16 protein-coding genes and 1 pseudogene are annotated in these 18,553 nt (G+C 74.1%); 9 read left to right on the top strand and 8 right to left on the bottom strand.

Annotated elements, in window-relative coordinates; genetic code table 11:
- Positions 1–52: 52 nt before the first annotated feature.
- Complete coding sequence (locus ACZ7IF_RS02580; RefSeq protein ID WP_470961767.1) at positions 53–1,195, bottom strand: homocitrate synthase/isopropylmalate synthase family protein; 1,143 nt, start codon at positions 1,193–1,195, stop codon at positions 53–55.
- A gap of 265 nt (positions 1,196–1,460) precedes the next feature.
- On the opposite strand from ACZ7IF_RS02580, the gene ACZ7IF_RS02575 reads away from it, so the two are divergent.
- Entirely contained in the window at positions 1,461–2,876 is a 1,416-nt protein-coding gene (locus ACZ7IF_RS02575) for a transglycosylase family protein (protein WP_470961764.1), read from the top strand.
- A 111-nt stretch (positions 2,877–2,987) separates the two neighbouring features.
- Here the strand turns inward: ACZ7IF_RS02575 and ACZ7IF_RS02570 are convergent.
- Positions 2,988–3,713, bottom strand: a pseudogene (locus ACZ7IF_RS02570) (DMT family transporter); the annotation flags it as partial.
- Between the two features lie 280 nt (positions 3,714–3,993).
- Between ACZ7IF_RS02570 and ACZ7IF_RS02565 the strand changes: the two are divergent.
- Entirely contained in the window at positions 3,994–5,469 is a 1,476-nt protein-coding gene (locus tag ACZ7IF_RS02565; RefSeq protein ID WP_470961761.1) for an SDR family NAD(P)-dependent oxidoreductase, read from the top strand.
- Between the two features lie 43 nt (positions 5,470–5,512).
- On the opposite strand, the gene ACZ7IF_RS02560 is transcribed toward ACZ7IF_RS02565, so the two are convergent.
- Entirely contained in the window at positions 5,513–5,923 is a 411-nt protein-coding gene (locus ACZ7IF_RS02560; RefSeq protein WP_470961758.1) for a hypothetical protein, read from the bottom strand.
- A 295-nt stretch (positions 5,924–6,218) separates the two neighbouring features.
- Between ACZ7IF_RS02560 and ACZ7IF_RS02555 the strand changes: the two genes are divergently transcribed.
- The gene (locus ACZ7IF_RS02555) at positions 6,219–6,389 is read left to right on the top strand and encodes a hypothetical protein (protein WP_470961755.1); all 171 of its coding nucleotides are present in this window, start codon (positions 6,219–6,221) and stop codon (positions 6,387–6,389) included.
- Between the two features lie 196 nt (positions 6,390–6,585).
- Positions 6,586–7,569 (top strand): NAD-dependent epimerase/dehydratase family protein, encoded by a 984-nt coding sequence (locus ACZ7IF_RS02550; RefSeq protein ID WP_470961752.1) that lies wholly within the window; start codon positions 6,586–6,588, stop codon positions 7,567–7,569.
- On the opposite strand, the gene ACZ7IF_RS02545 is transcribed toward ACZ7IF_RS02550, so the two are convergent.
- Genes ACZ7IF_RS02545 through ACZ7IF_RS02535 form a run of 3 tightly spaced genes read right to left on the bottom strand, consistent with a single transcriptional unit; the run spans position 7,555 to position 10,472 of the window.
- The gene (locus tag ACZ7IF_RS02545) at positions 7,555–8,994 is read right to left on the bottom strand and encodes a lipase maturation factor family protein (protein WP_470961749.1); all 1,440 of its coding nucleotides are present in this window, start codon (positions 8,992–8,994) and stop codon (positions 7,555–7,557) included. The two genes, ACZ7IF_RS02550 and ACZ7IF_RS02545, sit on opposite strands and share 15 nt — an antisense overlap.
- A gap of 11 nt (positions 8,995–9,005) precedes the next feature.
- A complete protein-coding gene (locus tag ACZ7IF_RS02540; RefSeq protein WP_470961747.1) occupies positions 9,006–9,536 on the bottom strand; it encodes a DUF1990 family protein in 531 nt (176 codons plus the stop codon).
- Positions 9,537–9,596: 60 nt separating this feature from the next.
- The gene (locus tag ACZ7IF_RS02535) at positions 9,597–10,472 is read right to left on the bottom strand and encodes a YndJ family protein (protein ID WP_470961745.1); all 876 of its coding nucleotides are present in this window, start codon (positions 10,470–10,472) and stop codon (positions 9,597–9,599) included.
- 150 nt (positions 10,473–10,622) lie between these two features.
- Between ACZ7IF_RS02535 and ACZ7IF_RS02530 the strand changes: the two genes are divergently transcribed.
- The 4 genes from ACZ7IF_RS02530 (at position 10,623) to ACZ7IF_RS02515 (ending at position 15,559) form a co-directional block, all read left to right on the top strand.
- Positions 10,623–12,143 carry a DUF6777 domain-containing protein gene (locus tag ACZ7IF_RS02530; protein ID WP_470961743.1) on the top strand — a complete coding sequence of 507 codons (1,521 nt, stop codon included), beginning with the start codon at positions 10,623–10,625 and terminating at the stop codon, positions 12,141–12,143.
- Between the two features lie 7 nt (positions 12,144–12,150).
- The gene (locus ACZ7IF_RS02525) at positions 12,151–14,214 is read left to right on the top strand and encodes a SpoIIE family protein phosphatase (protein ID WP_470962300.1); all 2,064 of its coding nucleotides are present in this window, start codon (positions 12,151–12,153) and stop codon (positions 14,212–14,214) included.
- 76 nt (positions 14,215–14,290) lie between these two features.
- Positions 14,291–15,151, top strand: coding sequence for an Fpg/Nei family DNA glycosylase (locus ACZ7IF_RS02520; RefSeq protein WP_470961740.1), 861 nt, complete (start codon positions 14,291–14,293; stop codon positions 15,149–15,151).
- Positions 15,152–15,178: 27 nt separating this feature from the next.
- Positions 15,179–15,559, top strand: coding sequence for a hypothetical protein (locus ACZ7IF_RS02515; protein ID WP_470961738.1), 381 nt, complete (start codon positions 15,179–15,181; stop codon positions 15,557–15,559).
- Between the two features lie 184 nt (positions 15,560–15,743).
- Here ACZ7IF_RS02515 and ACZ7IF_RS02510 read toward each other — a convergent pair whose 3' ends face one another.
- Both ACZ7IF_RS02510 and ACZ7IF_RS02505 read right to left on the bottom strand, forming a co-directional pair.
- On the bottom strand, positions 15,744–16,244 hold the full coding sequence (locus ACZ7IF_RS02510; RefSeq protein ID WP_470961735.1) for a hypothetical protein: 501 nt from the start codon (positions 16,242–16,244) through the stop codon (positions 15,744–15,746).
- Positions 16,245–16,452: 208 nt separating this feature from the next.
- Positions 16,453–16,986: a sigma-70 family RNA polymerase sigma factor gene (locus tag ACZ7IF_RS02505; RefSeq protein WP_470961732.1), complete on the bottom strand. Its 534-nt coding sequence runs from the start codon at positions 16,984–16,986 to the stop codon at positions 16,453–16,455.
- A gap of 340 nt (positions 16,987–17,326) precedes the next feature.
- On the opposite strand from ACZ7IF_RS02505, the gene ACZ7IF_RS02500 reads away from it, so the two are divergent.
- On the top strand, positions 17,327–18,529 hold the full coding sequence (locus tag ACZ7IF_RS02500) for a CapA family protein (protein ID WP_470961729.1): 1,203 nt from the start codon (positions 17,327–17,329) through the stop codon (positions 18,527–18,529).
- Positions 18,530–18,553 lie beyond the last annotated feature (24 nt).

Raw genomic sequence — 18,553 nt, 5'->3', positions numbered from 1 at the left:
GCCCGGTGCCGGAAGGGGGAGGGGCACCGGGCCGGCGGGCGGGGGAGGGCCGTCAGGCCGCCGCGGCCTGGGAGAGGGCCCTGCGGTAGATGGCGGCCAGGTCCTCCGGGGGCACCGCGCCGGAGGTGTGGATGGACTGCCGCCGCACCTCGTCCAGGCAGGGGCCGAGCAGCTCCTCCCGCGGCTCGATGCCCTGCTGCTCCAGCGCCCAGGCGATCAGCGCGCGGCCGGAGTGCTTGCCCAGCACGTAGCGCCGCTCGCCGCCCACGTGCTCGGGCGGGAAGGGCTCGAAGGTGGAGGTGTCGCGCAGCATGCCGTTGGCGTGGATGCCCGACTCGTGGGCGAACACGTTGTCGCCGATGACCGGCTGCCACGGCAGCACCGGGTGCTTGGCGGCCCGCGAGACGAGCCGGCTGATCTCCTTCAGCTTGGTCAGGTCGATGCCGAGGTCCCGGTCGTACAGCTTCTTCAGCGCCACGACGACCTGGGCGAGGTCCGCCATGCCGGCCCGCTCGCCGATGGCGTTGACCGTCACGTGGAAGTAGCGCGCTCCGGCCTTGAGTCCCGCGAGGGTGTTGGCGGTGGCGAGTCCGAAGTCGTTGTGGGCGTGGCACTGGGTGTCGATGGGGGCCGCCGCCCCCACCGCCGCCACCCGCTCGCCGTAGGCCTCCGGCCCCAGCAGGCCGACGGTGTCAGACAGGCGCAGCCGGTCGGCGCCCGCCTCGTGGACCACGCCCGCGTACTCCTGGAGGAACGAGATCTCCGTGCGGGCGATGTCCTCGGCGCTGATGGACACGTACGCCCCGCGGTCCTTGGCCATCTTCACGAGGTCCGTGGCGGTGGCCAGCAGCCAGGTGCGGTCCTTGCGGACACTGGCCTTGAGGTGCCCGGCGGAGGTGGGCAGGCCGATGTGCACGGCCTTGAAGCCCATGTCGATCGAGCGCTCGACGTCCTCCCTGACGCCCCGGTGCCACACGACGAGCCGGGCCTCGTCCTGGCGGTCCACGCAGGACTTGATGAAGTCGAGTTCCTCACCGCCCATGGCCGGGATGCCGATTTCGACGGAGGTGACGCCGGCGGCTATGAGGGCGTCGAGGATCTTCGTCTTCGTCTCCTTCGAAAAGGCGACGCCCGGGGTCTGTTCGCCATCGCGGAGAGTGGTGTCCTCAAGGATCAGATCTTCGCGGATGCTCATGGTCGGCTCCTGAATCCTTCCGGCTGGAACGGGGAATGGAACGATCATCCGCAGCGCGCTCCGGAAGGGTCAATCCCCCTCAATGTCCCCTAAAACGGGGACGTGACGGACCGGGACCCCGTCGTGGATCCACGCATTCGCCGGACCCCGGCCCCAGAGCTGTGCGATCGTCAACTCACTCCGCCCTACGGCTGGTTGTCGCCCTTGTCAGCTCATCGGGCCGCCGTTAGGTTGTGCGGTTCCTGATGTCTTTTAGGGGGCTCCCATGGGTGTACGACGGGGCCGGCACCGCCGGTACCAGCCGAGCAGCATCAACCGGGCCTCGCTCGTCGTCACCGCGGGTGGCGCCGGGATCGCGCTCCCCCTCATCGGCGCCACGGACGCGCAGGCCGCCTCCGTGGACACCTGGAACAAGGTCGCCGCCTGCGAATCCACGAACAACTGGCAGACCAACACCGGCAACGGCTACTACGGCGGCCTCCAGTTCAGCCAGAGCACCTGGCGCGAATTCGGCGGCACCGCCTACGCCCCCCGCGCCGACCTCGCCACCAAGGCCCAGCAGATCGCGGTCGCCGAGAAGGTGCTCAAGGGGCAGGGCCCCCGGGCCTGGCCCGCGTGCGGTCCCCAGGCCGGGCTCAGCCGCAGCGGACCGGCCCCCGTCCTCGCCGCCAAGGCCCCAGCGAAGCAGGCGGTCGAGCCCGCGGCCAAACCCGCGGCCGAGCCCGCCGCCAAGTCCTCGGACAAGCCGTCGGCCGAACCGGCCGCGAAGCCCTCGGCCCAGGCGCACAAGGACCTGGTCCAGCCGACCAAGGCCACCACCCCGACGCCCGTCACCATGCCCCGCCCGACCGGCACCTCCGTCCTGCCGAACCCGTACGTGGTCGCCCCCGGGGACTCCCTCTCGACGATCGCCTCCGAACAGCACGTGGAGGGCGGCTGGCAGGCCCTGTACGAGACGAACCGGTCCACCGTCGGCGGCAACCCCAACCTGATCTTCCCGGGCCAGCGGCTCACCCTGAGGATCACCACCGCCCCGCCCGCCCAGAACCCCGAGAAGCCGCCGCGCACCGCCGAGCCGGTCAAGCCCGTGGAACCGGCCGCTCCCAAGCCGGAGCAGCAGAAGCCCGAGCAGGCGAAGCCGGAGCAGTCCAAGCCCGCCGAGAAGCCCAAGCCTCAGCCCGAGCAGTCCAAGCCCGCCGAGAAGCCCAAGCCCGAGCCGGCCGCCAAGCCCGCCGGCAAGCCCGTCTCAGCGGAGCAGAAGCCCGCCTCGGGCGGCGGCGCCTTCACCGCCCCCGTCGACGCCGGCATCGGCACCTCCTACCGCGTCGCGGGATCCTCCTGGTCCAGCGGCTACCACACGGGCGTCGACTTCCCGGTGCCGACCGGCACCAGCGTCAAGGCCGTCGGACCCGGTACGGTCGAGTCGGCCGGCTGGGCCGGGGCCTACGGCTACCAGGTCGTCATCAAGCACACCGACGGCCGCTACTCCCAGTACGCCCACCTGTCCGCGCTCGGCGTCAAGGCCGGCCAGCAGGTCTCCGGCGGCCAGCGGATCGGCCGCTCCGGCTCGACCGGCAACTCCAGCGGCCCGCACCTGCACTTCGAGATGCGCTCCGCCCCCGGCTACGGCTCCGACATCGACCCGCTGAAGTACCTCCGGAACAAGGGCGTCGGAATCTGACCCCCGCACGTGCGGCGGCACGGCCGTGAGCAGGATCAGGCCGGCCGCCGCCAGCGCGCCGCTCGCCAGCGCCGCCACCGCCCCGGCGGTCCCGTACCGGAAGCCCTCGTCGAACAGTGAGATCCCGACCGCGGCCGCGACCACCGGGTTGACCACGGTCACCGTGGCCAGCGGCGCGGTCAGGCCGGCGCCCCGGTAGGCCGCCTGCGACAGCAGCAGCCCCCCGGCCGCCAGTACGGCGATCGCCGCCAGGTCCGGCCACAGGGAGCCGAGCGCGCCCGGGGAGAAGCCCTCGGCCACCGCCTTGGTGAACACCGAGCCCATCCCGAAGGCCGTACCGGCCGCCGCGGCCAGCAGCACGCTGCGCAGCACCGCCCGGCGCATCCGCCCCGCCGCCAGCACCAGCACCGCCACCCCGGCCGCCGTCACCGCCAGCAGCAGGCTCCGCTCACCGCCCGCCAGGGCCTGCCGCCCCGCTCCTTCCCCGCCCGTCAGGGCCAGCAGCCCGGCCAGGCCCGCCGTCGCCAGCAGCGCCCCGCGCCAGGCGGCCGCACCGGCCCGGCGCCGTACGAACGCGGCCGCCATCGGGAGCGCGAAGACGATGGTCAGCGCACCCAGCGGCTGCACCAGGCTCAGCGGCCCGTACGCCAGCGCCACCACGTGCAGCAGCGCGCCCAGGCCGTTCAGCGCGACCGCCGCCCACCAGCCCGCGCGGCGCAGCGGCGCGTAGGGGCGGTCCGGCGAACTCGCCGCCACGTGTTCCTGGACGATCGCGCCACCCGCGTACGCGACGGCGGAGACCAGGCAGAGCAGAACCGACAGGGCCAGGGCACTCATGAGATCCACCATGCCCCAAAGGAACGCGCCGTTCATCCGCCCGCAGACCCCTTGATCGCGGGCCGAGTCATCCTCCTGGCATACACCAGCGGGAGTACGCGCAAGCCGCCCCAGAGGGACGAAGGGTCTTGATCCCCTCCATACCGTGACAGCTCACTCGCGGTCCGTGAGGCGGACGGGAACGGGTTTGGTCCCGGGCGTGTCGGATCCGTACAGTTTCCGTTTTGGGGACTTCCGCAGCAGGCGGACGCGGACGAGCGAGCAAGGAACGGCAGCGGCCATGACGGTGACCGAAGACAACCACGCATACGGGCCGGGCATCGACCCCGAGCGCCTCGCCGTCTGCCTCAGCGTGCTCGACGAGCTCGACAAGATCGACGTCGACCACCCCGACGCCATCACCGTACGCCGCGCCACCGCCGGCATCTACCGCACGGTCAAGCAGCGCCGCCGCCAGGAGCGCCGCGCCGCCAAGACCGCCAACGACAAGGCCGTCACCGAGGCGACCGCGACCGGCTCCGCCGAGCGCATCGACGACGAGACCGAGGGCATCCTGCCCTCCTCCGTCACCGAGGCCGGCCGGATCGCCGGGATACTCCAGCGCCCGCGCTCCTGCTACGTCTGCAAGACGCGGTACGTCGAGGTCGACTACTTCTACCACCAGCTCTGCCCGGACTGCGCCACGGAGAACCGCACCAAGCGGGAGGCCCGCGCGGACCTCGCCGGCAAGCGCGCGCTGCTCACCGGCGGCCGGGCCAAGATCGGCATGTACATCGCGCTGCGGCTGCTGCGCGACGGCGCGCACACCACGATCACCACCCGCTTCCCCAAGGACGCCATCCGCCGCTTCAAGGCGATGGAGGACTCGGCGGACTGGATGCACCGCCTGGAGGTCGTCGGCATCGACCTGCGCGACCCGGCCCAGGCCGTGGCGCTCGCCGACCAGGTGGCCGAGGCCGGCCCGCTCGACATCCTGATCAACAACGCGACGCAGACCGTGCGCCGCCTCCCCACCGCGTACGCCGCGCTCGTCGAGGGGGAGAGCGCCCCGCTGCCGGCCGGCGAGCTCCCCGCCCACCACGTCATCGGCGCCTTCAATTCGGGTGCGGTCGACGGCCTGGCGGCGCTGCCCGTCGGCGTCAGCGGGCTGGAGGCCCAGAAGGTCGCCGACCTCGCCCTCGTCGCGGGCAACGCCAGCCTGGAGCGGCACCTCGCCGGCACCGCCATCGACGCGGGCGGCCTGCTGCCCGACGTCGTCGAGAGCAACACCTGGGTGCAGACCATCGACCAGATCTCCCCGGTCGAGCTGCTGGAAACCCAGCTGTGCAACTACACGTCGCCGTTCATCCTGATCAGCGCGCTCCGGCCGGCCATGGCCGAGGCCGCCCGCAAGGCGTCCAGCGGGCGCGCGTACGTCGTCAACGTCTCGGCTATGGAGGGCGTCTTCAGCCGCGGCTACAAGGGCGCCGGGCACCCGAACACCAATGCCGCCAAGGCCGCGATGAACATGGTGACGCGGACCAGCGGCCAGGAGATGTTCCAGAGCGACCGCATCCTGATGACCTCGGTCGACACCGGCTGGATCACCGACGAGCGCCCGCACTTCGACAAGCTGCGCCTCGCCGAGGAGGGCTTCCACGCCCCCCTCGACCTGGTCGACGGCGCCGCCCGCGTCTACGACCCGATCGTCCGCGGCGAGGCGGGCGACGACCTCTACGGGGTCTTCCTGAAGGACTACGCCCCCGCCAACTGGTAAACGCCTCACGAGGGGCCGGCCGTCTCCCGGGACGGCCGGCCCCTCACTCGTACGGGCGAACCGTCCCGTGGATTCCGTAAGCCCCGGCCGCGACCAGTTCCAGCAGCGGCCGCCAGTCCTCCACCACCCCGGCGTCCAGGCCCGACGTGCCGCCCGACCGCACCGCCTGGCGCAGTGCCTCGGCCGCCGCGTCCCCGGCCGCCTCCGGCCCGTCGTGCCTTGTCAGGCGGGCCACCCGGTCGCCCAGCAGGGGGCGGACCGCCTCGGCCGCATCGCCCCCCTGGGCCGACAGCAGCGGGCCCAGGAAGTGGACCAGCCCGGCCACTTGGAGCTCCTTGTCGAAGGGGTGCGAGCGGCGGAGCAGGGCCGCCGTCCGGAGCCCCGGGCCGCCCTGGTGCGCGTGCAGGAGTTCCATCAGCTCGTCGACACTGTCGATCGTGGGCAACCCCGACATAGCCACAACGGCTCCCTCCGTCGTCCGCGCGCACGCGCCACCGCCGACGAGCAGATCAGCCCCGGCGGACACGCCGGCGTACGACTTCCTGAACTCGGGGCGAAAACAAGCGGTCCAGCGCGGATTTTACCGTTCCATCGAGCGGACCCCCGCTCATATGTGTACCCTAAGGCGCAAGGAGCCCCACCCGGGCACCGCTCCACCAAGGCGCCACCGCGTCCGGACGAACCTCTATTCCCCCCTATCCGGCGCGCGGTCCCGCCCGCCGGGTTACGCGACACATAGGGAGTGCGCGGTGACTGAGACCAAGAAGACCGACCCGACTCTGGAGCTCACGGGACGGGTGGCGAGCACGCGGTCCGACGAACTCGGCAGCCTCGAGGTCTGGGCCCGCTCCGCACCCATCCGGCTGGCCGGCTACGAGGACGACCTGGCGGAGCCGCACATCCTGCCCGGCATCGACTGACGGCACCGGCACCGGCACGGCCCCCGGGCCGCCGCCCCGCAGACCCGATCCGCGCCCCCGCGCCCCACGGCGACGGGGGCGCGGCACGTGAGACGGCCCCTTCCCCGAGGTTCCCGCGGGGCCCTACGCCGTCAGCGTCATCGCTCTGGGCGATCACGTCTTCCGCCGCCCCGCCGCGCCCGGCAGTGTCGGGCCCATGAGACTCCTGATGCTGGGTGGGACCGAATTCGTCGGGCGCGCGATCACCGAGGACGCCCTGGACCGGGGCTGGGAGGTGACCGTCTTCCACCGGGGGCACCACGCGCCGGCGCCCGGAACCTCCGCGCTGCACGGGGACCGCACCGCCCCCGACGGGCTCGCCGCCCTCGCCGAGGGGGAGTGGGACCTGGTCGTCGACACCTGGGGCGGCGCCCCCACCGCCGTCCGCGACAGCGCCCGGCTGCTCGCGGACCGGGCCGGCCGGTACGCGTACATCTCCAGCCGCTCCGTGTACACCTACCCCGCACCCGCCGGGCAGGGCGAGGACGGCCCGGTGGTGGAGGGCTCACCCGACGCCGGCTCGACCGCCTACGCCGAGGACAAGCGGGGCGCCGAGCTCGCCGCCCTCGCCGCCTTCGGCGACCGGGCCCTCCTCGTGCGCGCCGGGCTGATCCTCGGCCCGTACGAGAACGTCGGCCGGCTGCCCTGGTGGCTGAACCGCACCGCCCGCGGCGGCCCGATGCTCGCCCCCGGCCCCCGCGACCTCCCGCTCCAGTACATCGACGTACGCGACCTCGCGCGCTGGACGCTGGACGCGGCCGGGGCCCGTCTCGGCGGGGCCTACGACCTGGTCTCCCCGGCCGGCCACGCCACCATGGGCAGCCTCCTGGAGGCGTGTGCCGCCGCCACCGGCGGCACGCCCGAGCTGCGCTGGACCGACGCGGCCGCGATCCGGGAGGCCGGGATCGAGCCGTGGACCGAACTGCCGATCTGGCTCCCGGAGGGCGAGCTGCACGACTACATGTTCGGCAGCGACGTCACCAAGGCCCTGGGCGCGGGGCTCACCTGCCGGCCGGTCGGGGAGACCGTCGCCGACACCTGGGCCTGGCTCCGCTCGATCGGCGGGGAAGCCCCGCAGCGCCCCGACCGTCCGCGCAAGGGGATCTCCGCGGAACGGGAGGCGGCCCTACTCGGGCTCTGAGGAGGCGGCCTCCGCGAGGCGGGTCGGCGGCAGGTACTCGCGCAGCAGCCGGCGGTGCCACCAGGCACCCGTCTCGCGCAACTCCCGCCAGGTGGTGAACCGGTAGCGGTACAGCCTGGCCCGCACGAAGCGCGGCGGGGCGTCCGGGAAGGGATTGTGGCGGATCAGCCGCAGCGTGTCCCGGTCGCCCGCCAGCAGCCGCTCCACGAACGGCCCGAACCAGTCCCGGGCGTAGCCGGGGGAGAGGGCCGCGAACCACATCAGCCAGTCGAGCCGGAGGTGGTAGGGGGCGAACTGGCGCGGGATCCGGCGCAGTTCGGTCGGTTTTCCCTTGAAGCCGTACTCGCGCCAGTCGCCGTCCTCGCGGGGGACGCGGTCGGAGGTGCCCTCGACGACCACCTCGTCGCGGATCCGGCCGACGGTGCCGAAGGCCCCGTACGTGTTGACCAGGTGCAGGGAGTCGAAGGACCGGTTCATCACCTGGCGGCGCGAGAACAGGTTGGCCACCGGGTGCCGGCTGAGCACCAGGACCAGCACGGTCACCGCGCACACCAGGACCGCGTACCAGACGGGTGCCCCGCGCGAGGCGGCGGCGGGCGGGGGACCGGCGATCCCCGTGAAGTCGACCGCCGAGAGGGCGAGGGTGATCGTCAGCCAGTTCAGCCAGGCGAAGTTCCCGGACAGCACCAGCCACAGCTGGGTGGCCACCATGATCCCGGCGGCGTACGAGGCCACCGGCTGCGGGGTGAACAGCAGGACCGGCACCACCAGTTGGGTGAAGTGGTTCGCCGCGCACTCCGCCTTGTGCAGCGGTTTCGGCAGGCGGTGGAAGAACCAGCTCAGCGGGTTGGGCATCGGCTGCGTCTCGTGGTGGTAGTAGAGGCACGTCAGCCGGCGCCAGCAGGCGTCGCCCCGCATCTTGATCAGCCCGGCGCCGAACTCCACCCGGAACAGCACCCACCGCAGCAGCCACAGCACCAGCACGGGCGGCCCGGCCCGGGCGTTGCCGAGGAAGACGGCGAGGAAGCCGACCTCCAGCAGCAGGGACTCCCAGCCGAACGAGTACCAGGTCTGGCCCACGTTGACGATGGAGAGGTACAGCAGCCACAGCAGCGCCCACATCCCCATGGCGGCGCCCAGCGGCACCAGGTCCCCCACCCCGGCGGCCAGCGCCGCGGCCACGGCCGCCCCGGCCCAGGCGCAGCAGGCGAAGAGCCGGTCGGAGTAGCGCAGTTGGAACAGGCTCGGGGCGTGGCGGAAGGGCACGTACCGCACGTAGTGCGGGACGGGCAGCATGCCGTGCGCCCCGATCAGTGCCCGGAACTGCAGGGCGGCGCCGACGAAGGCGAAGACGTAGACACCGGCCAGGGCCCGCTGGAAGACCAGCCGGCCCAGCCAGTAGCCGGGCGCGGTGAACCAGTCCATCCCCTCCAGTATCAGCCGTGGGCGGCCAGGGCGCGCAGGTGGCGGCCGAGCAGCCGGGCGTAGCCCCGCTGGAGCACGGGGACGAGAGGGCCCGCGAGGCGGGTGTACCAGGCGGTGGGGCGGCTGAAGGCGGTGACCTCGAACCACACGGTCCCGTCGGCGGCGATTTCCACCACGAAGGACTCCTCCCCGCATTCGGGATGCCCGGTGAGGGTCCCGTACGCGAAGCCGGCCCGGTCGGGACCCTCCGGGGTCCAGATCACCTCGCACGGCACGGTGATCCGCAGCGGGCCGATGCCGAGGCCGATCTCCACGCGGGCACCCGGAACGGCCGGCCCGTCCGCCCGGACGCTCGCCCCGGTCGCCCGGTGCGCGCCGAAGGCGGTGACGGCCGCGCCGGCCGCCTCGAACACCACGCGGCCGTGCCCGATCCGGGTGCGGTGGTGGAGGTGGTGGTAGCCGTCGGGCAGCGGCCGCCGCAGCGTCGCGCCGCGGTCGGGGTAGTTGAGGACGGGACGGGCGGCGTTGATGAGGCGGGTCATGGCGGGATCTCCGATCGGGCTGGTGCGGGCGGCGGTCGTCCGGGCCGCGCGGGGTGGGGGTCAGGGGGCGGCCGGCGTGGGCCGGGCCCCGGCGGTGCGGTCTGGGGCGGGCGCGGCGGTGCGGTCCCGGGTGAGGCGGCGCCAGGCCAGCAGCGAGCACAGGGCGAAGCCGAGCGCGTTGCCGAGGCCGTGGGTGGCGGCCATCCAGGTCAGGGTGGGGTGGACGATCCCGGTGGCCTCGCCGGCGGCCCACCACAGGGCGAGCAGCATGGTGGCCACCAGCACCGCGGCCGAGGTGGCGAGCAGCGCCCCCGTGCCCCGGTCGCGGGCGCGGGGCCGGACGTCCCTCCAGGTCGCCAGGGCCACGGCCCACATCCCGGCGGTCAGCACCACCGCGCCCAGCAGCTCGGCCCAGTCGTCGACGAAGTAGCCGAGCAGGACCAGCAGGGTCCCCGCCGGGACGCTGTACGCCGCCCAGCGTGCCCAGTGCCCGGCCGTCGCCGCCCGGCACACCAGACCGGCGACCAGGGCGGCCGTGAACCCGGCGAAGTGGAAGTGCGGGACGGTCAGGGCCAGGACGTCCAGGTCGAAGCCGAACAGCCGGTACCCGGCGCGTTCGGCGACCAGGGCGCAGGCGGCCACCGAGGGCGAGGCCAGCGCGGTGAACGCGGCGACCTCGGCGGGCGCCGGCGGTCGGGTGCGCGGCAGCCGGGCGGCGCCCCGGCAGGCCAGGGCCAGGGCGGCCGCGGCGTAGAGCCCGGCGGGCACGGTGGCCGCAGGGCCGCGCGGCAGCCACAGGCACAGGGCCCCCGGGGCGGCGGCCAGGGGCCACAGCCGGGCGGCGGTCCGCAGGCCGGCCGGGTCGATCAGGCGCAGGCCCACGGGCACGACCCAGCCCATCCCGAGGGTGACGATCAGGTTCACGAGTACCGTCACGACCGCTCCTTTGAACGTGTTCAAGCAGTGCCCCCGACCCTAAGGGCTCTGTTGAACATGTTCAATACCGGGGTGGGGGCGCTCCGGTTGCGGTGCCGCGGGACATGCGTCAGACAAGAGGGAGCAACCGGGGCGAAAAGGGAGAGCAGCGTGAACGACCTGAACGACGTGCCCGCACCGACATCCCGTCAGGAACCGCCCCGTCAGACACCGCGCCGTCACGTGCCCGTCCGCACGGCCCTCTTGGCACTCCTCGGCCTGATCGCCGCGGGCTGCTCCGGCGCCGCCCCCGAACAGACCAAGGGCCCGGTCCCCGAGAGCCTGGAGCTCACCCTCCAGCCCGTGGGAGCAGCCGGACCCGACCCGTTCACCCCCTCCTCCGCCACCGCCGAGTCGGCCCCCCTCCAGCCCCCGCTGCCCAACGCGACCGGCCGCGGCATCCGTACGGTCGGCGCCGCCACCCCCGGCCTGTACGGCGGGACCAACCGGCTCGGCAGCTGCGACGTGGAACGCCAGGTCTCCGCCCTCACCTCCGACGACGCCAAGTCCCGCTCCTTCGCGCAGGCCGCCGGGATCGAACGGGAGAAGATCCCCGACTTCCTGCGGGCCCTCACGCCGGTGGTGCTGCGGGCCGACACCCGGGTCACCAACCACGGCTTCCGGGACGGACGGGCCGAGGGCTACCAGTCGGTGCTCCAGGCGGGGACGGCCGTCCTCGTCGACGACCACGGCATGCCCCGGGTGCGCTGCGGCTGCGGCAACCCCCTCGCCGCGCCGCGCTCCGCCAAGGGGAACCCGGTGCTCAAGGGCGACCAGTGGAACGGCTACCAGCCCACCCAGGTCATCGTGATCGAGCCGACCATCCAGGTGATCAAGAGGCTGGTCATCGTCAACATCGCCGACAACACCTGGATCGAGCGCAAGGCGGGCGACGACGGCGCCCAGGACAAGGTCCCGAGGACGGTTCCTCCCTACGACCCCGCCGACGGCATCCCGAACGCGCCCGCGACCCCGCCCGACGACCCCGCCGACCCCTGCGCCGGGGCCGACCCCGGCAACCGGCCCCGGACCACCCCGCCCCCAGTCCCTCCGACCCCGCCGGCCGGCCCCCCGGCTGCGGGAGAGCCCCCGGCCTCGGACCTGGTGCCGCCGCCCGGCCTGGACGTGGCACCGTCCCCCGCCGCGGACGCTGCACCGCCCCCCGCCCCGGACGCGGATGAGCCACCCGCCTCGGACCTGGTGCCGCCGCCCGGCCTGGACCTGGCAACGCCCCCCGCCCCGGACCTGGCAACGCCCCCCGCCCCGGACCCGGTACCGCCCTCCGGCCCCGGCGCCGCCGGCCCGCCGGCCGCCGCCCCCTCGCCCAGCCCCTGCCCGTCCCAGGCCGACACCGCGCCGCGCGCGCCCGCCAGCCCCCAGGAACGGCCCGGCGGCGCCCTGCCGCCGTCCGACGGCCCCGCAGCCACCCCGCCCGACGCCAACGGCGACCTCCCGCGCGACCTGCCCGGCAACGTCCCGCCCGACCAGGGCCTGACCCACACCCCCGACGACGGCCCGGGCACCGGCAACGATCCCGCCCTGCCCCCGGACCCGGCCGATCCCGCCGCTCCGGACGGCTTCCCCGACGGGCAGCAGGCCGACGACCAGCCCCCGTACCTGGAGAGCGCCTGACGCGGCGCTGTGTCATGGTGGACCGGTGCCGAGCACCGTATCGCTGCCGGAGGACTGGCCCGCACACGCGGACCGTTCCCTGTCACTGAACCGGATGGGCAGTTTCGACTGGGACCTGGTCACCGGGCTCATGCACATGGACGCGGCGGCCCTCGACGTCTTCGACACGACCCCGGACGAGTACGACGGACGGCCGGGATCGCTGTCCCCGCGCGTCCCGCCCGCCGAGTCCACCCGGCTGGACGCCCTCGTCTCCAGCGCCCTCAAGAGCGGCGTCGACACCTACGGCGCGTACTTCCGCATCCGCTGCCGCGACGGGAACCTGCGCTGGACCCACACCCAGGGCCGCGTCATGCGCGACCCGGACGGCCGCCCCTACCGGATCATCGGCATCGTCCGCGACGCGACCGAGGAGCTGAGCCACTCCGCCGAGCGCCTCGGCCTCGACGAGGAGCGCCGGCGCCAGACCTCCGTGGTCGAGAGCACCACCGCCGCCCTCGCGCACGCCCGGACCGTCCGCGACGTCATCGACGTCATCGGCGACGCCCACGGCCTGGAGCGGCTCGGCTCCATGGGCATGGTGATGGGCCTCGTCGAGGCCGGCCGGATCCACCTGGTGGCCGAAGGCCCCGCCGACAGCTTCGTCCCCGGCACCCGCTACACCCGCATCGACGAGCAGTACCCGATGAGCGAGGTCGTCCGCTCGCTCCAGCCCCGCTTCCTCGACTCCGCCGAGGAGTTCGCCGAGGGGTACCCCGACCTCTGGTCGAAGATCTCGTACATGCGGATATCGGCCGCCGCGTACCTGCCGCTGATCGCGCAGGCCCGGCCGATCGGCGCGATCGGACTGCTCTACCAGGACAAGGACGGCTTCACCCAGGACGAGCGGAACCTGCTGGTCGCCCTGGGCAGCAGCATCGCCCAGAGCCTCCAGCGCGCCATGCTGCTGGAACAGGAGCACGACCTCGCCGAGGGCCTCCAGCAGGCCATGCTGCCCCGCCGGATCCCGTCGGTCCCCGGGGCCGAGATCGCCGTGCGCTACCGGTCCGCCCGGATGGGCCAGGACATCGGCGGCGACTGGTACGACGTCATCCCGCTGCCCGGCGGCCGGGTCGGCGCCGTCATCGGCGACGTGCAGGGCCACGACACCCACGCCGCGGCCGTGATGGGCCAGCTGCGCATCGTGCTGCGCGCGTACGCCGCCGAGGGCCACTCCCCGGGCACCGTCATGGCCCGGGCCTCCGTGTTCCTGTACGAACTGGACACCGACCGCTTCGCGACGTGCACCTACGTGGAGGCCGACCTCTCCACCGGCGTCCTCCAGGTGGTGCGCGCCGGCCACATCGACCCGCTCCTGCGCACCCGCGACGGGGAGTGCCGCAGGCTGCCCGTGGAGGGCGGCATGCCGCTCGGCCTGTCGGCGGAGTTCGGGCGCCTGGAGTATCCGGTGACCACCGTGGAGCTGGACCCGGGCGAAACGCTCCTGCTGTGCACCGACGGGCTGGTGGAGCAGCCCGGCGCCGACCTCGACGACGGCGTCAGCCTGCTGACCTCCCTGGTCCGCGGCGGCCCGGCCGACCTCCAGCGGCTCGCCGACCGGCTGTGCGAGGTCGTCGACGACCGGGGCGGCGACGACGACATGGCCCTGCTCCTGCTGCGCCGCCAGGGCGAGGACACCCGGCCCGGCGGCGGCCGGCTCCAGCAGCACGTGGCCCCCGGGGACCCCGAGGCGCTCGTCGCCGCCCGGCACATGATCGGCGCTGCCGTCCGGTCGTGGGGCGCACGGGAGCGGGCCGACGAGATCGAACTGGTCGCGGACGAGCTGATCGTGAACGCCCTGATGCACACCGACGGCCCGGCGATCGTGACCCTGCGCGTCCTGGCCGGCCCGGAGCGCCGGCTGCGGGTGGAGGTGGAGGACCGCTCCAGCGCCCTCCCGCGCCGCCGCGAGGCGGGGGAGGCGGGGGTGTCGGGGCGGGGCCTGATGCTGGTGGACCGGCTGGCGGACGTCTGGGGCGTGGAGTCCCGGGGCAGCGGCAAGTGCGTGTGGTGCGAGTTCGTGATGGGCTGAGTGCCGGGCCGGGCGCCGGTCGAGCCCCCGCCCGGTTCCGGTCGCGGGCCGCGTGCCGGGGCGCCAGTCTGGGAGGGTGCCCGAGCTGCCGGAGGTCGAGGCCCTGAGGGAGTTCCTCGACGAGCACCTCGCCGGGCGGGTGGTCGAACGCGTCCTCCCGCTCGCGGTCAGCGTGCTCAAGACCTACGACCCTCCCCCCACCGCCCTCGAAGGGCAGCCCGCCGGACCCGTGTCCCGGTACGGCAAGTTCCTCGCCCTGAGCATCGGCCGGCTCCACCTCGTCACCCACCTGGCCCGGGCCGGCTGGCTCCGCTGGCGCGAGGACTTCCCCGCGCAGCCGCCCCGGCCCGGCAAGGGCCCGCTCGCGCTGCGCCTCGTACTGGACGGCGGCGGCGGCTTCGACCTCACCGAGGCGGGCACGCAGAAGCGCCTCGCCGTGTACGTCGTGCACGACCCCCGGGAGGTACCGGGCATCGCCCGGCTCGGCCCCGACCCGCTCGCCGAGGGCTTCGGCAGGGAGGCCTTCGCCGCGCTGCTGGCCGGGGAGCGGAGGCAGATCAAGGGCGTGCTCCGCGACCAGAGCGTGATCGCCGGGATCGGGAACGCGTACAGCGACGAGATCCTGCACGCCGCGAAGGTCTCGCCCTTCAAACTGGCCGCCTCCTTCGACGAGGAGCAGGTCACCCACCTGTACGGGGCCGTGCGGGACACCCTGCGGGCTGCCGTGGAGCGGGCCCACGGGCTGGCGGCCCAGGACCTGAAGGCCGAGAAGAAGAGCGGGCTGCGGGTCCACGGCCGGGACGGCGAGCCCTGCCCGGTGTGCGGGGACACCGTCCGCTCGGTGTCCTTCGCGGACTCCTCGCTCCAGTACTGCCCCACCTGCCAGACCGGGGGCAAGCCGCTCGCGGACCGCAGGCTCTCCCGCCTCCTCAAGTGACCGGGGCCCTGCGTAGACTCCGGCACCATGGCCGAGCAGCAGCCGCCGCCCCGGCGGGAGATCGTCACCGGCGTCCCGCGCGGCGCCCGCCGCCGTCCGCCCGCGCACACCCCCGCCCGCTCGGAGATCTCCGAGCAGACCAGCCTCGGCGCCACCTACGTACGGGCCCTGATGCGCAGCCAGCTGCGCGCGGGGCTGGGCGCGCTGGCGGTGCTGGCCCTCGTGCTCGGGCTGCTGCCGCTGGGCTTCCTGCTGCCCCGGGCGGCCGCGGGCCCGCTGGTCTGGGTCGCGCTCGGGCTGGTGGCGTACCCGGTGATGTGGCTGATCGCCCGCTGGTACGTGGGCCGGGCCGAGCGCAACGAGGCCGACTTCACGGGCCTGGTGACGGACCCGGCCGAGTCGGCGTAGGCCTTCCCGGCGCCGGGATCCCAAGGGCTGCCCCGTGATCCCCGGCGGGCGCACGACGCCGGCTACGGCACCTCGCCGCGCTGTCGGAACGCCCGAACGCGCCCAGTACGGGGGCGCCCCTGCGCCTTGCGGCGCACCGCATCCGACGCCGTGCGCCGGTCCACCGGGGAGTACGGGGCAGCCCTCAGAACAGGTGCATCGCCAGGTGCCCCAGCGGCAGGCCGAGCTGCCAGGCCGGGGTCCAGACGCGGGCGTTCTCGTCCAGGGCCGGCGGGTTCTCGCCCTGGCCGTGCCGGCCCGGGTCGAGGTTGGTGGCGAAGAGCTCCGTGTGGTCCAGCCAGCGCCATGCCGCCCGGGCCAGTTCGAGGTCCGGGTCCTCGCCGCGGCCGCGCTCGCGGGCCTCCTCGCCCAGCGCGAGGAACCGGGTGTGGACCCAGTCGCGCCAGGGGTGCCCGTACGCCGTCAGGGAGAGCCACTCGTCGAGCTGCGAGACCACCCGGATCCCGGACAGTTCGCCGGCCGCGTCCGAGAGGTAGATCGTCAGCGCGAGGGTGTCGCGCCCGGCCCGGAACTCCAGGGTGCTCACCGGGATCAGCCGCCCCGTGCGCAGCAGTTCGTCGGCGATGTACTCCGCGTAGAGCCACGCCATGGGCACAGCCAGTCCGCCGTCACTGGTGCCGTTCATACCCTCGGGCTGCACCGTGCCACCCTCTCCCGCGTGTCGAGCCTGCCGCCGTCACCCCCGAGCCTTCACCGGACGGCTCGCGGAACGGGGGATGTTTACTCAACTTGCACGGACTGGTGCCGATATCGGTGTGCTCCGTGTCCGGATCGTGCGCATCGGGGGCGTTCCTTGAGTGTTTCTCCACCGGGCCCGCGGTGCGGAGCACCCTTCAGGCGCCGAGCCCGTACCCCTGGAGCCCCTTCCGCAGGGCACGCAGGGCGTAGTACGTACGGGACTTGACCGTTCCGGCGGGGATGCCGAGCTCCGCCGCCGCCTCGGCCACCGAGCGGTCCTGGAAGTAGACCTGCATCAGCACGGCCCGGTGCTCGGGCCCGAGGCTCCCCACGGCCCGCCGTACGTCGATCGCGGTGACCGAGCCGGCCACCGCGTCCTCGGGGGCGGGCGCCTGCTCCAGACCGTCGGGGTCGACCTCCTGCGGCCGCGACAGCCGCGCCCGGCGGGCGTCGATCGCGAGCCGCCGCGCCACCGTGAACAGCCACGGCCGCATGGACTCGTGCCCGGTCGCCAGTACCTCCGGGTGCTGCCACACGCGTACGAGGGTCTCCTGGACGAGGTCCTCGGCGCGCTGGGCGTCCCCGGCGGTGAGGCCGAGCAGGAATCCGAACAGGGCCCGCCCGTGGTCGCGCTGGAGTTCGGCGAGCGCCTCGGGTTCCGTGCGCTGGAGGGTGGGGGAGGGCGACACGAGTGGCTCCTTCCGGGTCCGGGGTCCGCTGGGCTGCCGGGCCGAGGGCCGGGCCGTCCGCCGGGCGGTGGGCCGGGCCGCGTGCCGGGCTGTGGGCGTCCCACTCACCCTCACCTGCGCGGAGCCGCCCGGGAACCGTCCGGCGGGGGCGTTGCGCCCAAGGCCCCGGGTCGTCCGGTGGGCGGCCGCGCCGGGCGACGAACGGTCGAACGGCGCGGCGAACGGCCATGGGCCGTCGGGGTGCGACATGGCCGCAGGACGGCGCCGCTCCTTGACTTGAAAGCCCTTCTCCTATGGATTTCGGTTGATCCGACAGTCCTACAAAGGGGAGCTGGGACAGATGACCAAGCGCACCCGGCGGGCCCTCGCCCTGCTGACGGCCCTGCTGCTCCCGGCATCGGCGGCCGGCTGCTCCACCGCCGGTGACCGCGCCCCGGCGCGCCTCGGCCCCAGCGCCGCCGGGGCCCCCGCCGGCACGGCCCCGGCCGCCCCCTCCGCCGCCCGGGGGTTCACCCTGGTCGCGAGCGGAGACGTACTCCCGCACACCTCCGTCATCAAGCGCGCGGCAGCCGACGCGGGCGGCGACGGCTACGACTTCCGGCCGATGTTCTCCGGGGTCAAGCCGGTGGTCTCGGCGGCCGACCTCGCCCTGTGCCACATGGAGACCATCTACGGCGAGGACGACGGCCCCTTCAGCGGCTACCCCGCCTTCGTCTCCCCGCCCACCGTCGCCGACGCCCTCAAGGACGCCGGGTACGACGGCTGCTCCACCGCCTCCAACCACACCCTGGACGACGGGGCCGAGGGGCTGAAACGCACCCTCGACCGCTTCGACAAGGTCGGCCTCGGCCACGCGGGCTCCGCGCGCACCGCCGCCGAGGCGGCGAGGACCACCCTCTACACGGCGGGCCCGGCGAAGGTCGCGCACCTCGCGTACACCTACGACACCAACGGCTACCCCATGCCCGACGGACAGCCGTGGGCGGTCAACCTGATGCGCCAGGACGAGATCCTCGCGGACGCCCGCGCGGCCCGGAAGGCCGGGGCGGACGTGGTGCTGGTCAGCATCCACTGGGGCACCGAATGGCAGACCGAACCGGACGGGACCCAGCTCTCGCTGGGGAAGGCGCTCACCGCCTCGCAGACCGGCGGACGCCCGGACATCGACATGATCCTCGGAACGCACGCCCACGTCCCGCAGGCCTACGAGAAGGTCAACGGGACCTGGATCGTCTACGGGATGGGCGACCAGGTCGCGGGCGAGATGTTCAACCACTCCGGCGCCCGCGACATGCGCGGCAACTACGGCTCCATCGCCCGTTTCACCTTCGCCCCGCCCGCCGCCCCCGGGCAGCGCTGGCAGGTGACCGGGGCCGAGTTCGTCCCGCAGATGATGGACCTGTCCACCGGCAGGGTCGTCAACCTGCCCGCCGCCCTCGCCGAGGACCCCGGCGACGAGGAGTACGAGAGTGCCGACGAGGCCGTCACCGAGGCCGTCCTCAGCCGCGGCGCCGCCAAGGACGGCCTGAAACGCGCCCGGTAGGGGGCTTGCGGGAGGGGCCTGCGG

It is taken from the genome of Streptomyces sp. NPDC037421 (assembly GCF_055602105.1).
This window is presented reverse-complemented; position numbering and strand designations above follow the sequence as displayed.

Coding starts and splice junctions, on each gene's coding strand:
- ACZ7IF_RS02565 (WP_470961761.1), top strand. CDS start 3,994: ATGACGGTGACCGAAGACAACCACGCATACGGGCCGGGCATCGACCCC.
- ACZ7IF_RS02500 (WP_470961729.1), top strand. CDS start 17,327: ATGACCAAGCGCACCCGGCGGGCCCTCGCCCTGCTGACGGCCCTGCTG.
- ACZ7IF_RS02540 (WP_470961747.1), bottom strand. CDS start 9,536: ATGACCCGCCTCATCAACGCCGCCCGTCCCGTCCTCAACTACCCCGAC.
- ACZ7IF_RS02515 (WP_470961738.1), top strand. CDS start 15,179: ATGGCCGAGCAGCAGCCGCCGCCCCGGCGGGAGATCGTCACCGGCGTC.
- ACZ7IF_RS02560 (WP_470961758.1), bottom strand. CDS start 5,923: ATGTCGGGGTTGCCCACGATCGACAGTGTCGACGAGCTGATGGAACTC.
- ACZ7IF_RS02580 (WP_470961767.1), bottom strand. CDS start 1,195: ATGAGCATCCGCGAAGATCTGATCCTTGAGGACACCACTCTCCGCGAT.
- ACZ7IF_RS02550 (WP_470961752.1), top strand. CDS start 6,586: ATGAGACTCCTGATGCTGGGTGGGACCGAATTCGTCGGGCGCGCGATC.
- ACZ7IF_RS02575 (WP_470961764.1), top strand. CDS start 1,461: ATGGGTGTACGACGGGGCCGGCACCGCCGGTACCAGCCGAGCAGCATC.
- ACZ7IF_RS02510 (WP_470961735.1), bottom strand. CDS start 16,244: ATGAACGGCACCAGTGACGGCGGACTGGCTGTGCCCATGGCGTGGCTC.
- ACZ7IF_RS02545 (WP_470961749.1), bottom strand. CDS start 8,994: ATGGACTGGTTCACCGCGCCCGGCTACTGGCTGGGCCGGCTGGTCTTC.